General features: G+C 60.2%; 14 protein-coding genes. 8 read left to right on the top strand and 6 right to left on the bottom strand.

All coding sequences use genetic code 11. The features are described 5' to 3' along the window. Positions 1-25: 25 nt before the first annotated feature. Both HDF16_RS15420 and HDF16_RS15415 read right to left on the bottom strand, forming a co-directional pair. Positions 26-1,030 (bottom strand): S1/P1 nuclease, encoded by a 1,005-nt coding sequence (locus HDF16_RS15420; RefSeq protein ID WP_184218140.1) that lies wholly within the window; start codon positions 1,028-1,030, stop codon positions 26-28. Positions 1,031-1,168: 138 nt separating this feature from the next. After that, the gene (locus tag HDF16_RS15415) at positions 1,169-2,812 is read right to left on the bottom strand and encodes an AsmA-like C-terminal region-containing protein (RefSeq protein ID WP_221312784.1); all 1,644 of its coding nucleotides are present in this window, start codon (positions 2,810-2,812) and stop codon (positions 1,169-1,171) included. Between the two features lie 56 nt (positions 2,813-2,868). Between HDF16_RS15415 and HDF16_RS15410 the strand changes: the two genes are divergently transcribed. Then, a complete protein-coding gene (locus tag HDF16_RS15410; protein WP_184218136.1) occupies positions 2,869-4,836 on the top strand; it encodes an ABC-F family ATP-binding cassette domain-containing protein in 1,968 nt (655 codons plus the stop codon). A 106-nt stretch (positions 4,837-4,942) separates the two neighbouring features. On the opposite strand, the gene HDF16_RS15405 is transcribed toward HDF16_RS15410, so the two are convergent. Beyond that, positions 4,943-6,451, bottom strand: coding sequence for a hypothetical protein (locus HDF16_RS15405; protein WP_184218134.1), 1,509 nt, complete (start codon positions 6,449-6,451; stop codon positions 4,943-4,945). 94 nt (positions 6,452-6,545) lie between these two features. Here HDF16_RS15405 and HDF16_RS15400 point away from each other — a divergent pair, with 94 nt between their 5' ends. The 4 genes from HDF16_RS15400 (at position 6,546) to HDF16_RS15385 (ending at position 13,111) form a co-directional block, all read left to right on the top strand. Continuing rightward, positions 6,546-7,364: an ABC transporter ATP-binding protein gene (locus tag HDF16_RS15400; RefSeq protein ID WP_348641328.1), complete on the top strand. Its 819-nt coding sequence runs from the start codon at positions 6,546-6,548 to the stop codon at positions 7,362-7,364. Between the two features lie 391 nt (positions 7,365-7,755). Continuing rightward, positions 7,756-11,334 (top strand): TonB-dependent receptor, encoded by a 3,579-nt coding sequence (locus tag HDF16_RS15395; protein WP_184218130.1) that lies wholly within the window; start codon positions 7,756-7,758, stop codon positions 11,332-11,334. Between the two features lie 220 nt (positions 11,335-11,554). Continuing rightward, positions 11,555-12,109 (top strand): hypothetical protein, encoded by a 555-nt coding sequence (locus HDF16_RS15390; RefSeq protein WP_184218128.1) that lies wholly within the window; start codon positions 11,555-11,557, stop codon positions 12,107-12,109. 207 nt (positions 12,110-12,316) lie between these two features. Continuing rightward, positions 12,317-13,111 carry a metallophosphoesterase family protein gene (locus tag HDF16_RS15385; RefSeq protein ID WP_184218126.1) on the top strand — a complete coding sequence of 265 codons (795 nt, stop codon included), beginning with the start codon at positions 12,317-12,319 and terminating at the stop codon, positions 13,109-13,111. Here the strand turns inward: HDF16_RS15385 and HDF16_RS15380 are convergent, their stop codons facing one another. Continuing rightward, positions 13,112-14,194: an alkene reductase gene (locus HDF16_RS15380; protein ID WP_184218124.1), complete on the bottom strand. Its 1,083-nt coding sequence runs from the start codon at positions 14,192-14,194 to the stop codon at positions 13,112-13,114. A 211-nt stretch (positions 14,195-14,405) separates the two neighbouring features. On the opposite strand from HDF16_RS15380, the gene HDF16_RS15375 reads away from it, so the two are divergent. Continuing rightward, positions 14,406-14,972: a TetR/AcrR family transcriptional regulator gene (locus tag HDF16_RS15375; protein WP_184218122.1), complete on the top strand. Its 567-nt coding sequence runs from the start codon at positions 14,406-14,408 to the stop codon at positions 14,970-14,972. A gap of 38 nt (positions 14,973-15,010) precedes the next feature. After that, positions 15,011-16,045, top strand: a complete 1,035-nt coding sequence (locus HDF16_RS15370; protein WP_184218121.1) for an SDR family oxidoreductase — start codon at positions 15,011-15,013, stop codon at positions 16,043-16,045. Between the two features lie 142 nt (positions 16,046-16,187). Here HDF16_RS15370 and galU read toward each other — a convergent pair whose 3' ends face one another. After that, the gene (gene galU / locus HDF16_RS15365; protein WP_184218119.1) at positions 16,188-17,063 is read right to left on the bottom strand and encodes a UTP--glucose-1-phosphate uridylyltransferase GalU; all 876 of its coding nucleotides are present in this window, start codon (positions 17,061-17,063) and stop codon (positions 16,188-16,190) included. A gap of 107 nt (positions 17,064-17,170) precedes the next feature. Then, positions 17,171-18,961, bottom strand: coding sequence for a DUF885 domain-containing protein (locus HDF16_RS15360; protein WP_348641327.1), 1,791 nt, complete (start codon positions 18,959-18,961; stop codon positions 17,171-17,173). Between the two features lie 129 nt (positions 18,962-19,090). Between HDF16_RS15360 and HDF16_RS15355 the strand changes: the two genes are divergently transcribed. After that, a complete protein-coding gene (locus HDF16_RS15355) occupies positions 19,091-20,752 on the top strand; it encodes a sensor domain-containing protein (protein WP_184218115.1) in 1,662 nt (553 codons plus the stop codon). The last annotated feature ends 3 nt before the right edge of the window (positions 20,753-20,755 follow it).

The raw sequence follows: 20,755 nt of genomic DNA, 5'->3' as shown, positions 1-20,755 counted from the left end.
CGTACCGCCTGAAAGAAGATAGGTACTAGTTCGTGGCTGGCCAGACGGTATTCAGCACCGCCGCGAGGCGACCGCCCGCGAGAGCAAGCTGGCGGCGGATGACTGGCTTCTCGCTGGCGATGTAGGTTGCGCCAGCTACTTCGTTGAGAGGCGCGAAGTTCGATGAGACTCCGAGGCACGAAGTAAGCATCGCGGGATGGGGGTCGACCGGGATCGCCGCTGCCAACTTCTTGTAAGCCTTCGGACCAGCCAGCTTGTGTGACGCAATCGCCCAGGTTTCGAAGTCGGTGTCGAAGTTCACATGCTTCGACTTCGCGGTCTTGATGGTCGACTTGTAGCTGCTGGCGATGGAGTCGGCGAAGGCCTTGGTGAGCATGTCGCGATTTGTTGCGTTCTCGACGCCGGTCATGGTCTCGATGATGCTGCTGTCCCAGATCGAATGCAGGTTCGGGCTGTAGCTGCCATTGGGATTGCCCTCTTTATCTTTGCCCTGCGAGGTGGTGCGGGTGAAGCCGGGGAGGTCGAAGCTGACCGGCACGCAGTTGCCGCCTCGGTCACCATTGTCGACGACGTGCAACGGCTGATGCTCATCGCCCATAAAGTGAATGACGAACATGAGGGCCTGCTGTCGCGCGACGCGGTCGGCGCTGGTGTCCTGCAGGATGGCGACCTGCGTCTTCAAGGCGGAGACAACGCAGCCGGCACCGTCGCAGAACTTGGGCATGGCGGCGGTCTTGTCCGCAAGCGGGACGTCCCAGAAGTGCCAGCCCGCGTTCGCGTCGGTGCGCGAGTCATCGGGCCATGTGGCATAGAACTCCATACTGCCCAGCTTTGTGACTGCACAGAAGCGCTTGAAGTCGCCGTAGGTGACATCGGAGAGGAGGTCGGCGACCTTCGCCGTCGCGGCCGGGTTCAGGTTCTGCGCCGCGATGTAGGCGACAACCTGGTGGCCGGTGCAACCCCACGCCCAGCTCTTGGCGGGCACAAGGGCGAAGAGGACGAAGACGATGGCGGCAATCGAACGACGCATAAGAGCTCCGTGTGAGTCGAGTGTGAGTGACTGGCGCTCGCTGCGGTGCCACGCCAATTCTAAAGTAGCCCACCCGTTGTCGCCGCGCAGCGACAAAATGGCCAGATGCTCACAAAATTTACATACTGAGGATGGCGACTAGAACATCTTCTTCATGTCGATGCCGAAGTGCGGATCGGCTTTGGTGCCCTTGATCGTGATGGGAATCTCTAGACCAGCGCCGTTCTTCTTCAGCAGCGGATCGACCGCCTTGAGCAGCATGCTCTTCCATCCTGTGGTCATGTGCGAGGCGGTGGCATCCGTGCGAACGACGCCCTGGAAGTCAAAGCTGTTTCCGGGCAGCGTGTACGTCCCCTCCAAGCGAATGACCGCACCGGGGATGGTGTAGTCGAGCGTCGAGAAGTGCATCGTCCCGTTGGCCTGGGCGAACTCGCCGCTGACGCTGGAGGCTACAGGAGTGGCATCCTGCGCATTGGCTGCCTTCGGATTGCCCTGGGCGCGCATGCTCATCTCGTTGATCTTGAGTTGCATGGATGGGTTGCCGAAGGACGCCTGATCGACGCTGAAGGTTCCGGCGAGCTTCATGCGCTTGGCAACCGTCTCCTTGCCCGGCGGGATGCTGAGCTTCTGGTGGAGCGAGAGAAAGCCTTCAAGGACTGGCGGCGCAGTCTTGGTCGCGAGGGTGAGCACATCCTCCATGCGGCCCTTGTTCATGACCACATCGAGTTCGATGTCGTGGCCGGTGACGCCGGTCTCTGGAACTCCGACCCGCATCACCGATCCTGAGCAGTGGAAGACGGACTTCTGGAGCCGCGCATCGACGCGGGTCAGCGTCGTGTCGCCTGTCGTCCCGTTGACGATCGCGGTGAACTCCGTGTGCAGCGGGACCGGGTGGTCGCTGATGTCGAGACGGAAGTCCGGGACATCGGTCACGCCTTCAACGTTGATGTGATCGAGCTTGCCCTTGAACTTGCCCGTAGAAGAGAGGATGCCGGCGATGCCCTTGAACGGGCCGAGATCGGCGTTGGTGAAGGAGTAATCGCCGTCGATGGGGGTGTCACGCGGATCGTCCGCCTGCCACGGCCCGAAGTGGCCGGTTGAGTGGATCTGGCCAACGGGACGGGCGTTGGTGAGGACGGCGTCGTAGAGCAGAGGCTTGCTGGCGCCAACATCGGTGAGGGTGATGTTCGCGAGATTGAAGACGAGCGGGAGCTTGCCCGGCTTGGTGGTCTCGATGACGAGGCGGGAGTTCTCGCAGATGATCTTGTCGAAGACGAGGCTGATCTTCGGCTGCTTCTTAGGGTTGGGATTGTCGAGGTGGCGCGGTATATGGCCCATGCCGTGCGGGGGGACGTGAAGATCGAGGCCGGTGACGTGGACAGTAACGATGCGCGTGGTGGGTTCGAGCAGCGCCTTGAAGTTGGTCTCAAACTCGAAGTGGTCCACGCTGATCATGGGAGCGGGATTGTTCGGGTTGGCATCCGGCTTGGTGGGACCGGCGAGGTAGAGGATACGCAGGCCGGCACCCGTGGCGTGAATCGTGGGGCCGATGTCGAGGTGGAAGGAGTCGAGTTCGACGGGGCTGTTGAACCGGGCGGAAAGCGAAGCGACGATGCGGTCGCGCAGCATCTGATCGGCGTGCGCGCGGAGATATTTGTACTTCGCCCAGAAAGCGATACCGGTGACCGCTCCGGCGACAACTACTACCGTGATCATGATGAACCACCACCGCCGCCAAAGAGGTTTGTGCCGCGTTTCCATCGGCGCCGAGCTGCCTTCCATCGATTCTCTCCCTTACCGATTAGGATGCACGTCTATCGGATGCGAAAATAGAAGAAATGCTCCAACTCTCACAAGCTGGCAAACGTTTTGGCCAGAAGCTGCTCTTTGAAGACGCGAACTGGCTGATCACTCCTGACGAACGCACCGGCCTGGTCGGTGGCAACGGCACTGGCAAGTCTACCTTGCTCAAGATTATCGCTGGGGTCGAATCGCTCGACTACGGAACGCTGACGCGTGTCAAAGGCATGACGCTCGGCTACCTGCCGCAGGATGGCCTGGCCATGCGCGGCAAGACGGTCTTCGAGGAGTGCCACTCGGTCTTCGACCATTTGTATGCGCTCGAAGCCGAATCGATCGAGCTGACGCATATCCTTTCCGACAAAGACCCGAAATCGAAGGAGTACCTTGCGGCGGCGGAGCGCTATTCGGACATCGCCGACCAGTTGCATGTCCACGACATCTACACACTGGACTCGCAGGTAGGCGCGGTGCTGGGCGGGCTGGGCTTTTCGAAGGAAGACTGGGAGCGCAAGACGGAGGAGTTCTCCGGCGGCTGGCAGATGCGCATTGCTCTGGCCAAGCTGCTATTGCAGAAGCCTTCCCTGCTGCTGCTCGACGAGCCGACGAACCATCTGGATATCGAGTCGCGCAACTGGCTCGAGGACTATCTACATGGGTACGAGAACGCCTTCATCCTGATCTCGCATGATCGCTACTTCCTGGACGTGACCGTGAACAAGACGGTCGAGATCTGGAACAAGCGGATGCAGACCTATCACGGCAACTACGAGAAGTACGTCACGCAGAAGGAAGAGCGCAAAACGCAGCTGCTGAATGCGTATAAGAACCAGCGCGACCGCATCGAAGCACTGGAGGCGTTCATCAATCGCTTCCGCGCACAGGCGACTAAGGCGAAGCAGGTGCAATCGCGCATCAAGGAGCTCGAAAAGATCGAACGCATCGAGATCCCGGAAGACGAAGCGACAATTCACTTCACCATTCCGCAGCCGCCTGCATCTGGGCGCACGGTCATTGAGGTGAACCACCTGACGAAGGTTTATCCGCGGCCTGACGGCAGCGATAAGACGATCCTTGAAGACGTGAGCTTCCAGATTGATCGCGGCGATCGCATTGCGCTCGTAGGCGCGAACGGCGCGGGTAAATCGACCTTGATTCGCATGCTCGCGCTGCTTGAGGGACCGACCTCCGGCGAGGTCAAGATGGGGCACAACGTGCTCGCGGACTACTTCGCGCAGGACCAGTACAAGGTGCTCGACCACAACGCGCAGATGCTGGACGACATCAGCGGCATTGCTCCCAAGGTTCCGCAGACCGAGCTACGCAGCCTGCTGGGCTGCTTCATGTTCTCGGGCGACGATGTGTTCAAGAAGCTCGGCGTGCTCTCAGGCGGAGAGCGCAACCGTTATGCGATGGCGAAGATGCTGGTCTCTCCGGCGAACATGTTACTGCTCGACGAGCCGACGAACCATCTCGATCTTCGCGCGAAGGACGTGCTGCTGGATGCGATTCGCAACTTCTCGGGCACGGTACTGTTTGTCTCGCACGATAGGTACTTTATCGACGGGCTGGCAACGCGGGTCTTCGAGGTAGAAGATCGTCGCGTGCATATTTATCCGGGCAATTACGAGGATTACCTGTGGCGAAAACAGGGCGGCCCGGAGAAAGTAACCGTAGCCATTACAAATTCATTTCAAGCTCCTGCTGCAGTTACAAGTACGCCTGCGCCTGTTGTTGCACCTGCACCGGCGGCTTCCGCAGTGAAGCGGTTGAATCCGATCAAGTTGAAGCAGCTTGAGGACCGACTTGCGTTTGCGGAGCTGGAGATGCCTCGGCTGGATGATGCGATTGCTGCAGCGGAAGAGAAGCTAGGGGCGTATACGACCGCGGAGGACGCTTCGAAGAACGCGAAGGAGCTTGAGTCGCTGCGGGAGCAGCGCACGAAGCTGCTGGCGGAGTGGGAAGAGGTCTCGTTGACGCTTGAGGAGCAGGCTACGGCGGTTTAGTGCTGCGTGGCAGCTTTGTATAAGGCGAAGGCGAAATGCGGGGGTCTCTCCACTGCGCATCGCGATAAAGCTGCGATGCTTCGGTCGAGATGACGTCTTGGTTTTGCTATTGCGTGGTGCCGGTGAGGAATATCTGCTCGGGGCGTGTTGCGATCACACGGTAGAGAGCGAACTGCCGGGCGCTCTGACCGCGTAGCTCAAAGAGCAGGCTGGCGCGGTTGGATGCGTCGGCGTCGACGGCATCGACGATCCTCATCCATGGCGTACGGTCGAGGTGGGCGGCGTCGGTGACGCTCTGGATGGCGGGCTTCAGCTCACCGAAGGTATCGCGCTGGGCCACGATGGTGACGTAGCGGAGCGTTTCGCCCTCACCATCGGTGTGGGCCGTGTAGACATACGTGGCGGCGCCACCATAGCTGAGTGTATAGCCGTTGAGCTGCTCGTCAAGAAGGGGTGTTGTGGGGGTGACGCTTTCCGGCACTTTGGCATGGCGGAGCTTGCTGATGGGCTTTTTCGCTGCAGTTTTTGCAGGCGGCGTCGCAGGCTTGGCAGCCGGCGCATTGGTGGCGGCATAAGCAGTAAGCTGCGCCTGAGCGAGTGCCTGCATCTTTCCGAGGACCGTGGTGCGCTCTGCATCGTCCTCCCACGGGCGGGAGAAGTCATGCACAGGACGATTGCTGGCGTCCGAGACGGCAACCGCCTGGTTAAGGCCCAGTGGGACGCCCTTGATCAAGGGAAGGTCGCCTTCGACCAACTCCTGCTGACCGCGTCCCCGGCGCAGAGTCGGGCGGTCGGGATCGTCGTTCAACGAGGTGGCAAGGCCTCGTGCGCTCGATTGGTCCGCCTCCTTGCGCGCCTTCTTCGCCTCTTCCGGCGAGCGCTTGCGTAGCGTCGGACGGTCGGCATCAGGCGAAGGGTTTCCCGATGTCACCGGAGGTGGAGGCGTCTTGTCGGCGGTAGTGTCGGTTGGCGCGGACTTGTCGTCAGTGGCCGCCGGCGAAGTCGCATCTGGCTTCTTGGAGAGATGCGGCCGGTCGGGATCATCTGGCGGCGCGGGCGAACCACCAACAGGCGAACCAGCCGTGGGAGTTGCGGAGGACTTAGATCCGGCCTCGGTATGGTCGACGCGACGGGCGAAGGTTGGCCGGTCGGAATCTTTGTCCGCTTTATCGCTGGTGATCGTCGCGGTGGCCGTTGACGGCTTCAGAGCAGCCCCCTTCTTCACCTTCGGCACGGCAAACTTCCCATATCCCACCCAGCCATCGTCGAACCTGTCTGTATCGCCGACCGGCTTCAAACGGCGGGCGGAGATCAGTTCAAGGTTGCCGCCGGGAACGCCCGACTTATCGACCTCGTAGATAGTGCCGATGTCGAGCGCGAACGGAACGGGACGCGAAAGGTAGACGCCGGCATCCTGGAACTCGTCGTCGATATAGAGACTCACGGGGATCAATCGGGTTGCGGTGGGCTTGGTCCGGTCGCCGATCCACTCGTAGACACCGACGGCGCGCACGACGTCTTCCGGCTTCGCCACCTTGTGCATCTGGCCATGCAGATGGCCACGCAGGCCAACGGCCGGAAGTAAGGCAATCGCGAGTATGAACTTCTGCCGCATAGACTCCCCAGAGTAGTTAGACGCAATTGCCACGCAGCAGTCTCGCGGACCTGCGGCAGAATTCGGCAGCCGGATTTTGCTACCATTCAGCCCAGTGCCCGAAGCGATCCTTACCGTCGACGACCTTTCCATCGAGTTTGCAGGCGCAGGCCGCAAGGCAGTCTCCAATATCTCATTCTCGATCAATGAGGGTGAGACGCTGGGGCTGGTGGGCGAGTCGGGATCGGGAAAATCGGCGACCTCGCTGGCGCTTCTGCGGCTCTTGCCGCCCGCCGCAGGCATGACAGGCCGGATCGCCTTCCGTGGCCGCGACCTGCTGACGCTGAGCAACGAGGAGATGAGGCGCTATCGCGGCAAGGAGATCGCGATGATCTTCCAGGAGCCTATGACCGCGCTCAACCCGGCGATGCGGGTGGGCGAGCAGATCGCCGAAGCGATCCGTGCGCATCATCCCGAACTGGGGCGTTCTGCGGTGCGGGATCGCGTGATCGAGTCCATGCGGGAGGTTGGGATTCCCGATGTGGAACGGCGCGTGCGCGACTATCCGCACCAGTTCTCCGGAGGCCAGCGGCAGAGGATTCTTATCGCCATGGCCATTGTGAACCGGCCAAGGCTGCTGATTGCGGACGAGCCGACGACGGCGCTCGATGTGACGGTGCAGGCGCAGATACTTGCGTTGCTGCGCCGCCTCACCGACGAGTACAAGCTGGCTATGCTGTTCATCTCGCACGATCTCGCTGTGGTCAGCCAAGTGGCGGACCGGGTCGCCGTGATGCAGCATGGACATATCGTTGAGCAGGCCGAGGCAAGCGACCTCTTCAGGGAGCCGAAGCAACCATATTCGCAGAGGCTGCTCTCCGCTGCTCCGACCATGACAACCGACCGTGGGAAACCGCTCGCCGCGAGCTCTTGAAAGCGGCAGCTATTCTCTTCGGAAGAAGAGTTCATTGACACGGCGTTCATGTTGGACTAGTTTTTTCTTATCCAAGTAAATCCGGAAATGCAGTTGTCTCCCATCGCGCTTCTTTGAAGCGGCTTCCACTTTTCTAACGGAAGCCACGGAAGATCAACCCAAAGCTGTTTGACCTGTGGTTCGCAGGCCCCGCTGTCGCATTTCCCTCGATGCTCCTACCAGACGGCTTTTGGCCCGAAGGCAAGGATGCCATCTCTGGCACAGTCGACCATGAAGTCGACCTCGCTCCAGCACATCTGAACTTTCCCACACCCAAGTCTCACCGCGAGAGGCTTTCGCCTCCTCATGACTGAAATCACAGCTTGTTTTGCCCCTTCTGGAGGACATTTCCATGGCTCTGACCCTGAAAAATCAATGCCCAAATCGACGCCAAGATCCACGTCACCTTTTAACGATTCTGATCGCGCTTCTGATTGCGGCTCCCAGCCTCTGGGCGCAGTCCAACTATGGCGCGATCCGCGGCATCATCACCGACGCGCAGGGCGCAGTGCTGCCGAAGTCGCAGGTTACACTGACCTCGACAACTACGTCCATTGCGCGTTCGACGGTATCGAACGGGGCGGGCGAGTACACGTTCAGCGCCGTCGATCCAGGCAGCTACTCGGTCACAGTGGAGATGTCGGGCTTCCAGAAGCTTGAACGTAAGGGGATCATCGTCGACTCGGGCAACACGATTCCGCTCGACCTGACGCTGACGATCGGTTCGGAGGGGCAGACGGTCGAGGTGAGCGCCTCGGAACCTCTGATCAACAACGGGACGTCGTACAACGGGCAGTTGATCGACTCGCAGAAGCTCCAGAACCTGCCCAATCCGGGCCGCAATCCCTTCCTCTTCTCGAAGCTCGATAACAACGTGACCCCGGTCGGCGACCCCCGGTTTGTCCGCTTCCAGGACCAGAGCGGATCTTCGACCATCTCGGTTGCGGGAGCTCCGTTGAGCTCGAACAATTATTCGATCGACGGCGTTCCGATCACGGACTTCTCGAACCGCGCGGTGATCATTCCGTCCATCGAAGCGGTGGAAGAGGTGAAGCTCCAGGCCAACACCTACGACGGCGAGATCGGTCGTACCTCGGGCGGCATGTTCAACACGACGCTGCACTCCGGCTCCAGCACGCTGCACGGCGTGCTGCAGGGCGAGACCCGCCAGACCAACTGGGGCGCGAACCTGTACTTCAACAACCGCACGCCGTACAAGGATCCAAAGACGGGCATCACGCAGCCGACGACTCCACGCGGAGCGGCGGAGTTCTACTCCTACGTGGGGGCCATCGGAGGCCCGATTCCGCTGCCGCAGAAGCTGGGTGGCCGAAACAAAACGTTCTTCTGGATCGCAGAGGAAGGCTACCGGCAGCGTTCGCCTCTGACTGCTGCGAATGCCTTCGCTGTGCCAACGGCCAAGGAACTGGCCGGCGACTTCTCGGAGATAGGTAACGGCGTCGTCGATCCTGCAACCGGAGCCTGCGGTACCGGCACGAACGGCGTAGACGCCCGTTGCATCTATGACCCGCTCTCGCCCGCCGCCGCCCGCACCACCTTCGCCGGAAATATCATCCCGGCGAACCGTATCAACGCGGTCGGACAGGCTCTCCTGAACGCGTACCCCAAGTCAAACACCGCCCTGAACACCTACACGGCCACGAACTTCAACGGCGGCGACACGCTGGGCGATCGTGCTGATGAGTTCAACGGCAAGCTGACCCACCAGTTCGGCGAGCGCTGGCTGGCTGACTTTTACTACCTCCACTATGGATCGAAGGAACCCGGCGGCAACGCGCTGACCACGCAGGCTGGAAGCTCGAGCTCCTACCTGCTCTACCGCAAAGTAGATGCTATCGGCATCCAGAACACTATCACCTTGAACCCGACGACACTGTTGACGGTCGGATTCGGATTCAACCGCTTCCCGAACGACACGCAGGACATCAGCAAAGGATTTGATCAGTCAACGCTGGGCTTCCCGTCTAACTACGTCTCGGCGCTGGCGAAGTCGGGCTTCCCGGCCATCACGGCCGATTCGGGTCTTGCCAATGAAGGCACCTCCAACTCGGGTCCTGCTGTCTACTTCTCACGCAATACGGTTGTTGGCTTGTCGAAGAGCTTCGGCAAACACAGCCTGAAGACGGGCTACGTCTACCGGGCTATTTCTCTGAGCTTCAAATCGCTCTCGACCACCGATGGCACCTTCGCCTTCGACAGCACTCTAACGGCCGCCACCGCCCCGGTTCCCGGAACCACCAAAGCGCCTAGCGGCCAGGGAGCGACGGCGGCGGATATGTTACTCGGCTACCCAACCTCCGGTTCGCTGGTCATCCCGGCACCGCTCGCTATCACTACGGCCTACCAGGCAACTTACCTCCAGGACGACTGGCGCATCACACCGAAGCTGACGCTGAACTTGGGCTTCCGCTACGAGTATGAGCCTGGCGTTCATGAGCGCAGCAACCACTACGCAGTCGGCTTCGACCGGACTGCAACTTACAGCGCCTTCGGCTCGGGCGTAAGCGCGACCGGCGGTGTCGAGTTTGCGGGACAGAACGGATACGCGACCAGCACCGGCAAGATGGGCAGCAAGTACTCGCCGCGCTTTGGCTTTGCCTATGGCTACAACGATAAGACCATCATCCGCGGCGGCGCGGGCATCTTCTATGCTCCGCTGGTGTATGCAGGATCTGCGGCCCTCGCTCCGGGCTACGTTCTTACAAACAGCATCCCTTCGCAGAGCGGTGTGCCCACGGTGAGCCTCAGCAATCCGTTTCCGAACCTCAAGACTCAGGCTACAGGCAACACCAATGGTCTGAGCCAGAACATTGGAACCACGCTGACCGTGATCGACCAGTCCCGCCGGGCTCCGCTGTACGAGAGCTATTCGTTCGACGTTGAGCGCGAGCTTCCCTTCAACATCGCAGTCAAGGTCGGCTATGTTGGAGGCCACGGCCGCAATCTTCCGAACAGCGAGAACATTAACCAGCTCCCAGACGGCCAATACGCTCTCGGTTCGGGACTTACCACCAAAGTGGCCAACAAGTACGCCGGACTCGGCAATTTTGGCGCGGGAACAGTCAACACCTACCAGACGCTGCTTCCCTTCCCTCAATACCAAGGCATCACGGACTCGCTCAGCATAGGGCGCTCGGACTACAACGCTCTCGACGTGAAGGTGCAGAAGCAGATGAGCCATGGGCTGACCGTACTCGTCGGATACACCTGGTCGTCGAACTGGGACAACATCTGGGGAGCCTATGGCTCTTCGAACACGCTCAACCCCGGCAACAACGGCCCACAGGACATCTACGACATCTCGAAGGAGTACGCTCGGGCCACCAACGATATTCCCAACCGCTTCACGGTCGCCGGCACGTACGAGCTTCCCTTCGGGCACAACAAGCAGTTCCTTGGCGGAGCGAACCGCTGGCTGGATCTCGCTGTCGGCGGATGGAAGTTCAACGACATCATGATCATGCAGAACGGCGGTCCGCTGGCTCTTACGCAAAGCACCAATAGCAACTCCTCTTTCGGCAACAGCACGCAGCGGCCGACGATCGTGCCGGGAGTCAATCCCTGCTACAGCGGCTCGCCTGAGACCCGGCTCGGCGGCGCGGGCAATAAGTCCTACTTCAACCCTGCGGCCTTTACCACTACACCCGCGTTCCAATACGGCAACCAGCCCCGCGCCAGCAACTGCTACGGTCCGGGATACGTCAATACCGACCTGTCGCTGAACAAGGACTTCACGCTCACCGAGCGCGTCCATGCCGAGTTCCGCGCCGAGGCCCTCAACGCCTTCAACACGCCCGAGTTCAACGGCCCCAGCCTGGCTGTCGACTCCGGCACGACCAACGCCGGCAAGATCACCGGCACGCTCGGCTTTCCTCGCCTGGTCCAGCTTGGTGGCCGCCTGACCTTCTAGGCAGCACTTCTTCAACAACCGGCACCAGAACAGAACGGAGCGAGGGGAATATTCCCCTCGCTCCGTTTCTTTTGTTGGGGTCAGTGCATGTAGCACAGAGGTGGAGTGCGCCTGATGAACTCGAAACGAAGTGCCGATGATGGGTAGGCATCCTGGCGAGTGAAACTGCCACTCCTGACGCTCGATCCTGTGATGGCGAACTCGAAGGGAAGAGGTGCCTATGTTCAGCGAAACCCAGTCCCTGCGTCAGCTATTCCACAAGATTGTCGCCGATTGCTACTCTCGCTACACCGGTCTGCACGACGCCGAGTTGACCTCCTACATCGCTGATGTGCTCTCGGACTTCGCCGACCTGGACCGCCTCTACCGTATGCGCGATGAGGCAGGCACTCCCATCGAAGAAGTATCGAGGATGCTCGAGGCCAGCGATCCCGTTTACGGAACGGCTCCTTCGTTCATCGCCGAACGCAGTATGCGCAAGCACATCGGCGACTACTCGCTCTTCCACGCAGGCATGTATCCAGAGATCTTCCGCTCGCAGGATCGCCACGAAGGCGAACTCTACCAGGAGATGGTTCAGGCTGGCCGGAGCAGCTACTACATCGTGAGCCAGTTCAACGTCTTCGAGTACGCCGCGGAAGCCGAGCTGTTTGCGCGCCTGGCGGAGAACTTCGAGCTATGCGTGTATGGGTTGAACAAGGTGCGCTGCGAGTTCGATCGGCTCTGCCTGCGTTCTGGAGCAGAGCTGGGGCAGTTCGAAGAGCACGCAGCCTAGGCTAGAAGCCTATGGTGGTGGGCTGACCCTTCGCAGGGTGACGTTTTACGTCCCACCCATCGCGATACAGCTGCGATGGATGGGGAACCCGATCTTTGTGGGCTTGACCATGGGTGCCGCTCTTCTTTCAGAGGAGCGCTTGCTTTCCCCGCACGCGAAATCCCTATAAGCTAGAGACTTCGTGCTCTCCCCGGCATGAGCTTGTCTATGCGCGCACTCGTCCTCTCCGATATCCACGGAAATCTCGAAGCCCTGACCGCCGTCCTCGACGCAGCGGGAGTGACGGACCAGCTCTGGAACCTGGGCGATGTGGTGGGATACGGCGGCAGCCCGAACCAGGTCATCGATAAGGTGCGTCCGTTGTCGCATCTCGTGGTGCGCGGCAATCATGACCGAGTCTGCTGCGGGCTGGCGTCGGCGCTGGGGTTTAATCCAGTGGCACGGGCTGCGGCGATGTGGACCCAGAGCGAGCTTACGCCGGAAAACCTGGAGTGGCTGAAGGCACTGCCGCAGGGACCGATCCTTCCACACTACGCTTCCAATTCAGACCCGGACGAGGCTGCGGAAGAGGTTGATCTCAACGTGAGCTGCGTCCATGGCTCGCCGCTCAACGAAGACCAGTACATCCTGAGCATGCGCGACGCTTGGGCACCGCTGCAGCAGATGATCAGCGATGTGACCTTCTTTGGACATACGCATGTGCAGGGCGGATTTTCGAGCAGCGGAACAGAGTGGCGAGAGATCCGGCCAGCGTACCGTTCGCGCAAGGACGCTGAATCCTGGACGGTCAAATTGACTTCCGACTCGCGTCATCTGATCAATCCCGGATCCGTCGGGCAGCCACGCGACTTCGACTGGCGCGCCGCCTTCGCGATCTACGACTCTGATTCGTTTGAGGTCACCTATCACCGCGTCCCCTACGACCTTACTTCGTCGCAGGGAAGGATCCTGATGGCTGGCCTGCCGGAGAGACTTGCTGCGCGGTTGCGCGAAGGGCGCTAGCTATACTCCGACCGTCTCAGGCTGCAGCGATGGATAGTCCGTGTAACCTTCCGAACCGTGCGAGTAGAAGGTCTTTACGTCCGGGACATTGAGCGGCGCACCCTTTGCGAAGCGGATCGGAAGATCAGGGTTGGCGATGAAGAGCTTGCCATAGGCGACGGCATCGGCCTTGCCCTCGTCGAGAAGGTGCTGGCCGCTCTTCTGGTCGAGCGCTTCGTTCGCAACGTAGACACCGCCAAACTGTTGCTTCAAAGTAGGTCCAAGCGAGTCAGGCCCGACAGCTTCGCGGGCGGCGATGAAGGCGATCTTCTTCTTGCCAAGCTCGGTTGCGAGGTAGCCGAAGGTCGCGGGCAGGTTGGAATCCGAGATGCCATGGACGCCGCTGCGCGGAGCCAGGTGCATACCCACGCGGCCCGCGCCAAAGACGGAGATTGCAGCGTCGGTGACTTCAAGGTGCAAGCGGGCGCGGTTTTCGATCGGACCGCCGTACTCGTCGGTACGATGGTTGGTCCCGTCCTGGAGAAATTGGTCGAGGAGGTAGCCGTTCGCGCCGTGAATCTCGACGCCGTCGAAACCTGCGGCCTGGGCGTTCTCGGCTCCGCGGCGGAAGGCTTCGACAACGCCCTTCACTTCTTCAAGAGTGAGCGCGCGCGGTGTGACGAAGGGCCGCTCCGGGCGCAGGTGCGAGACGTGACCGGCAGCGGCGATGGCCGAAGGCGCAACGGGCGTCTGACCGCTGAGGAAGACGGGATCGGAGATACGGCCCACATGCCAAATCTGCGCGAAGATGCGGCCGCCAGCGTGACGCACAGCCTTCGTGATGGGCTTCCACGCCTCAACCTGGTCCTTGGACCAGATACCAGGAACCTGCGCGTAACCGACGCCGAGTGGATCGACTGGCGTGCCCTCAGAGATGATCAGCCCTGCCGAGGCGCGCTGCGCATAATACTCCGCGATGATGGGCGTTGCGACGTGATCCGCAGTGCCGCGGAGCCGGGTCAGCGGAGCCATGATGACTCGGTTGGGGAGGTGAAGGTCGCCTAGCTGGATGGGGTCGAGAAGGTTCGGGGTGTGGTTTGCCATGTCCGGGATTGGATGAGGCCGGCTCGATATCGGATTCCTGAAGGAGAGCGTTAAGCACTAGTCTCTGTAATCCGGGTTCTCAAATTTTGACCACACAATATCTGACACATGCTTGTGATGAACCTGAGAAAGGGCCTCCCTAAGAGAGTCTGCAACCTGGTGTTGTCAGGACCAGCAGGCGTTCAGAATCCAGACGTGGAACAATCAGATCATGGCAGCCAAAACTAAGCCGTCCAAGCGCGACGCTATCCTCGATGCCATGCTCGACATCGTCGTTGAGCGCGGCTTCCACGACGCGCCTATGTCGCTCGTCGCGCAGCGCTCGGGCGCGAGCGCGGGAGTCATCTACCATTATTTTCCGAGTAAAGAAGCGATCATCCAGGCCCTCTACGAGAGCATTAGCGCCCTCAAACGAGCGAGCATCCTTGAAGGTTTCTCCCTCGAACAGGATCCGCGCGATACCTTCATTCAGGGTTGCCTTAACACCTATAGCTTCTATCGCAAACATAAACGGGAGATGCGTTTCTACGAGCAGTACAAACACGCCGGCTTTGCCTGCTCCCCCGAACCCTTGGAGAAAGACGAGCGCGCAGCTGCCTTCTTTCACCGCTTCTCGAGCCGGTCCAAGGGCGGCGTCCTCAACGAGTGGCCCGCCGAAGTTCTCAACGAACTCACGCTGAATCTCATCGTGCGCCTCGCCGGGCTGCCGCGCAAGCTGCCCGACGCGCTCTTACGCGAGATCGCTGACAATATGTGGGAGACGGTGAAGGCAAAATAATAGAATGAACGTTCGGTCTATCATGTACACTCGACTTTATGAGTGAAGACCTCGTCCTCGTTACCGGCGGCTCTGGCTTCGTAGCCACCCATTGCATCGACCAACTCCTTCGCGCCGGATACAAGGTGCGCACGACCGTTCGCTCGCTCACGCGCGAACCCGATGTGCGCTCCATGCTCAAAGCCGTAGGCGCACCAAGGCTGGAGGCGCTTACCTTTGCCGCCACTGATCTCGGCGCGGACAAGGGATGGGCAGAGGCTGCAGCCGGTTGCCGCTACGTGCTTCATGTGGCCTCACCGTTCCCGCCACGTGCCCCAAAGCATGAGGACGAACTCATCATTCCGGCCCGCGAAGGAGCCCTCCGCGTCCTGCGTGCGGCCCGCGACTCGGGCGTCGAGCGAGTCGTGATGACGTCATCCTTCGCCGCGGTCGGTTACGGCCACAAGCCGCGAACTGCTATTTTCACGGAAGCTGACTGGACCGACCTGACGGGCTCCGGCGTCGCAGCCTATCCCAAATCCAAGACCATCGCCGAACGTGCCGCATGGGAGTTCATCGCTCGCGAAGGCGGCGCGCTCGAGCTGACTGTCGTCAACCCTGTAGGCATCTTCGGACCTGTTCTGGGTGCCGACTACGCGCCGTCCATCCTCATTGTGAAACGCCTGCTCGACGGAGCGGTCCCTGCCTGCCCGCGCCTCTCTTTCGGCGTGGTCGATGTCCGCGACGTAGCAGACATCCATCTTCGCGCGATGACTCACCCGGCCGCGAAGGGAGAACGCTTTCTGGCCCTGGCCGGGGGCGCCCTGTCCCTGATCCAGGTGGCCAGGATCCTGAAAGAGCACATGGGCGTCGCCGGTCGCCGTGTTCCTACCGGCGAGATGCCCGACTGGATCGTGCGCTTTCTAGCGCACTTCGTCTCGGATATGAAGATGATCGCTCCCGAGGTCGGAAAGCAGAAGAACATCTCCAACGAAAAGGCACGCAGCATCCTTGGTTGGACACCACGTTCCAACGAGGAGGCCATCATCGCGACAGCGGAGAGCCTTCAGCGTCTTGGCCTGCTCAAGAAGTAAAGGCTCCGGCGATGGGTCACGACGTCATCACGCTCAATACTTGTTCGCATTGGCTTAGCGGCAAAACGACATGTCCTCGCTTGAGGGCGAGGACATGTCGTGGTTCGGTGTGGCAAAGATAGCTGGTTTCTCAGAGCAAGCCTTACACCGGAAAGCTCTTAAGGAACTCGCGGAAGCCTGCACCGAGCTGCGGGTGCTTCAGGCCGAACTCGACCGTGGCCTTGAGGAAGCCGAGTTTGTCGCCGGCGTCGTGGCGCTTGCCTTCGTAGCTGTAGCCGTAGACCTTCTCGTGCTGCATCAGGGCCTTTATGGCATCGGTCAGTTGGAGTTCGCCGCCCGCGCCGGGGGTGATGCCTTCGATCATCTCGAAGATGCGTGGCGTCAGGATGTAGCGGCCGATGATGGCGTTCTGCGAGGGAGCTTCTTCAGCCTTCGGCTTCTCGACCATGTCGGTAACTTCGAGGAGACGCGGGTTCGACGCGACCGGCTTGACGGCGAGACAGCCGTAGGCGGAGATGGCCGCGCCTTCGACGACCTCGGAGCCAAGGATGGTGGACTGGGTCTCGTTGAAGGCTTCGACCATCTGCTTCATGCAGGGAACCGTTGCATCGACGATGTCATCAGGCAGAAGCACGCAGAAGGGCTCGTTGCCGACGACTTCCTTCGCCATAAGAACAGCATGGCCGAGGCCGAGGGCTTCGGGCTGGCGAACATAGATGATCTTGGCGAGCTTCGAGACGGAGCGGGCGATCTCAAGCAGCGCGGTCTTATTCTTCGCGGCGAGCGAGGCTTCGAGCTCCGCCGACTTGTCGAAGTGGTCTTCCATGGTCGTCTTGCCGCGACCGGTGACGATGATGATCTCGGTGCAGCCCGCAGCCACAGCCTCTTCCACGCCGTACTGGATCAGCGGCTTATCGACCAAGCAGAGCATCTCCTTCGGCGTGGCCTTGGTTGCGGGCAGAAAGCGCGTGCCCATACCGGCGGCGGGAAAGACGGCTTTGCGAATCTTCATAGGCATGAGATGCAGGTTCCTTTGCTGTATTAGGGGGAGTGGGCGATACCTATCTCCATGCTAACAAAAGCTCGATGACACGGGTGTGAAACCTTTGTCGGAGAAAGCACCTTCTACAGCACCGGCGAATCATCCTGCAGCATCGCTTTGCGGATGACCTTTATGGGAGCGAGTCCCTGCAACATAAGGTTGTCGTGAAACTGTTGCAGATTAAACGCTGCTCCCTGCTTCTTCTTCAGGTCTTCACGAAGCTTCATAATCTCGAGCTTACCCAGCGTGTAGTAAAGATAGGTCGCATCCGAGGTGCCACGCTTGGTCTCCATTAATCCGACCGACTTCGACTGATAGCCATCGGTGACGAAGAAGTCGACTGCCTGATCGATCGTCCAGGGCGTGTTGCCGGGTTCACCCTGGCCAGTATGAAGTTTGATCGCAGCGACAAAGCGGGCATCGCGGAGAAGGGCATCCTGCAGCTGGCCGAGGCGGATGAGCTTCGCTTCCCGAACCTGCTCCGGTGTTGCACCTGCCGGGGCAGCGGCATAGCCCTGGTCGAGCATCATTTGCTCGCAATAGTGCGCCCAGCCTTCAATGTTCGAGTTCGCGCCAATGAGTTTGCGGACCTTTGATGGGAACCTGTCCTGAAAGAGGAACTGGACGTAGTGGCCGGGATAAGCCTCGTGCACGCTGGTGCTGACGATGGTGCCGACGTTGAAGGCGGCCATGTGTTCGGCGATGTGCTCCGGAGTCCAATCCTTCTCCGGCAGGGTTACGTTGAAGTACGCCTTCTTCGAGTGTGTCTCGAAAGGTCCTGGCGAGTCCATCGAAGCCTGGGTCGTGGCCCGCATGAACGGAGGGGTCTCTTCAAGCGTCGGTTCGACCTCGCTGGGGATGGTGATGATGTGATTCGCACGAATGAACGTGATCAGCGAAGTAAACGTGTCCTGAAAGGAGCCCAGCAGCTTCTCCGGTGCAGGATGAATGGTTGCGAGTTCAGCGAGCACCTGCTGCGGCGTCTTCGACGGATCAACTTCTTTCGCGATCCGGGCGAACTCCGCCTGGTTCCGATGCATATCGGCATAGCCCACCTCAAGCAGGCGGTCGAGCGGGATGTCGACCATCTCGTCGTAGCTGAGCTTCTTCGCGTAGGTCTCCGCGCCCAGCTTGTAGTCTCCGTTAGACCTCGCGAGAAGGTCGGACTTCATCCACGCCGCGTAACTCCTGAGGGCTTCGATGACCGCCACGTTGGACTTCGTGAATGCGACTTTTGTTGCAGTGTCGGTGGCGTCCGTGAACGCCGCCGGAACGTCGTCGGAGAAGAAGGAGATGATTCCGTCGATCTGTTCGAGCGCGATCTCCGTGAAGATCCGGGGCGGGTTCTTGAGGTTCTTCCGGGCTTCCAGCAGAGCTTCGGGCATACGCTGCTCACGTGCGACCAGGGACTTCAACCGGGTGTTGGGAGGCGCGTAATTGCGGCTCATAAGGACGAAAGCGGAGTTTGCGAGGCTCGAAGAGTAGGTGTCGGGATTCTTCTCCAGCGGCCGGATCACTTCAAGCTCGAGCAGAGAGGAGTGGATGCTGTTGAGAAGGATCTCGCGGTCCGCCGCGACGGGAAGATCGAGCGCGGCGGGGTCGATGGCAGCAATCTTCGCCTCATAACTCTTGAGGGCGGCTACCTGTCGCGCAAGGTTGGCAGCGGAGTAGTCTTCAAGTTGTGCATCATATTGATGCAGACCTGCGGAGGTTCCCGCCGTGGGCGAGAAGTGAAACAAGACTTCGCTGAAGTACTGGTCGGCGACGAATTGAAACGTTTGAGGAGCTCCGTCGGCGGAGATTCTCTGGGAATTGCTCTGAAGTGCAGGGAGAAGCATGGAAGCTCCAAGCAGGAAGATGGAAAATCGCACCATTGAATGCATGTCCTCTTAGGGAAGTCTATGGGATTATGGTTGGGAAGAGAATCGCAGCGAATGTTCTAAACGCGACGGACGATAAGAGTTGTGTAGTACCAGGACTCAGTTTTACCGGGGCTAAGAAGAATGGCGGCTTCTGTAGTGCAGCGAGGGGGCGACACAAGAACGGCAAGCTCGCTGCTGCGCGGGAATCAGATGCCCATGTGGATCTACGACCGCGAGACTTCGCGCTTCGTAGAGGTAAGCGAAGGAGCGTTGCGTCAGTACGGCTATACGCGCGAGGAGTTCCTGGCGCTGACGCCACCGCAGTTGTTCGCCACGGAAAAGACCTCATTCGTTGAAGCCAAGAAGAACGGCCATTCAGGCCGGGTGGCGAAGCACCGGCGCAGCGACGGCACAAGCTTTCCCGTGCGCATTCACTCCAACGCCCTGATCTACAACGGTCGCTTATCGCGCCTGGTAGTGGCTTCTCCGACAGATGTATTGCTTGAGAGTTCTCCTGTAATGCTCCCCACCCGGAGTAGCTGGACGATGGGCCTGACCGACCGCGGCCTGCTCAAGCAACGGGCGGCAGAGGCGCTGGCCCATGCCGACCGGAGGCGTCGCCGGGTTGCGGTTGTGTCTATGGACATCGACCACTTTGCCGAGGTTGCCGAGCGGCATGGAGACGCCGCCTGCGAGACCTGCATGGAACGAGTAACCTATTGGCTCCATCGCAGGATCCGCGGGATGGACACGGTCGCCCGCACGGGAGTTCATGGATTCACAATTGTGCTTGCCGAGCTCGACCACCACTTCGACATCTACCGCGTAGCGGAGGCCCTGCTCAAGATCTTTGCGGAACCAGTGAAGGTGGACGATCAATCCATCATCCTGTCCGCCAGCGTCGGCATCGCAGTCTATCCCGACGACAGCCGCGAGTTCGAGCGCCTGGAACACGCGGCAGACACGGCGATGCACCAGGCCCGCGCAAGTGGAGGCCATCGCATCGCCATGTTCTCGCTCGAGTCGAAGGAGCGGACGGAGCTTGCGGCCTATATCCAGGAGGCTCTGAAGGCGGGCAGCTTCCGGCTGCACTATCAGCCGCAGTACTCGCCCACGGGAACGGTGTGCAAGTTTGAAGCCCTGCTGCGTCTGCCCGGAAAGAATGGAGGCTTCGTTTCTCCCGACCTCTTCATCCCTGTGGCAGAAGAGACGGGCATGATCGAAGAACTGGGGATGTGGGTGATCGAAGAGGCGTCGTGCCAGCTACGGACATGGAAGTCCTGCTTCGACAGCACCGTTCCGATCGCGGTGAACGTCTCTCCACTGCAGTTGAAGAGTGCCGGATTTGCTCAAGCCGCGTTGGACAAGATCCGGGGATGTGGGGCGGATCCCGCATGTATCGAGTTCGAGATCACCGAGCGCGCCGTACTGAACTTCAACGAAGCGCTGGAGCCGATGCAGCAACTCGCCCGCGCGGGCATCGTCTTCGCAGTCGATGACTTTGGCACGGGGTACTCCTCGCTGCAGCACCTGCACCGGCTGCCCATCTCGGTGCTTAAGATCGATCGCTACTTTATCAATCGCCTTGGGGTGCAACGTGATGCCGATGCGATTGTCGAAGCGATCGTTTCGATGGCCCACGCTCTTGGCATGAGTGTCGTCGCCGAAGGGGTAGAGACTCAGCAGCAACGAGAGATCGCAACCTCCATGGGATGCGACACCATCCAGGGATTTCTTTTTTCCGCCGCGATCGAAGCGCAGTTCGTTCCACTCCTGATGGGTTGGCCGGAAGAACGCGGATAAGCC

The organism is Granulicella aggregans, from assembly GCF_014203275.1.
Lineage (GTDB): Bacteria > Acidobacteriota > Terriglobia > Terriglobales > Acidobacteriaceae > Edaphobacter.
Note: the sequence above shows the minus strand (reverse complement) of the source record. Positions and strands in the feature narration are given on the sequence as shown.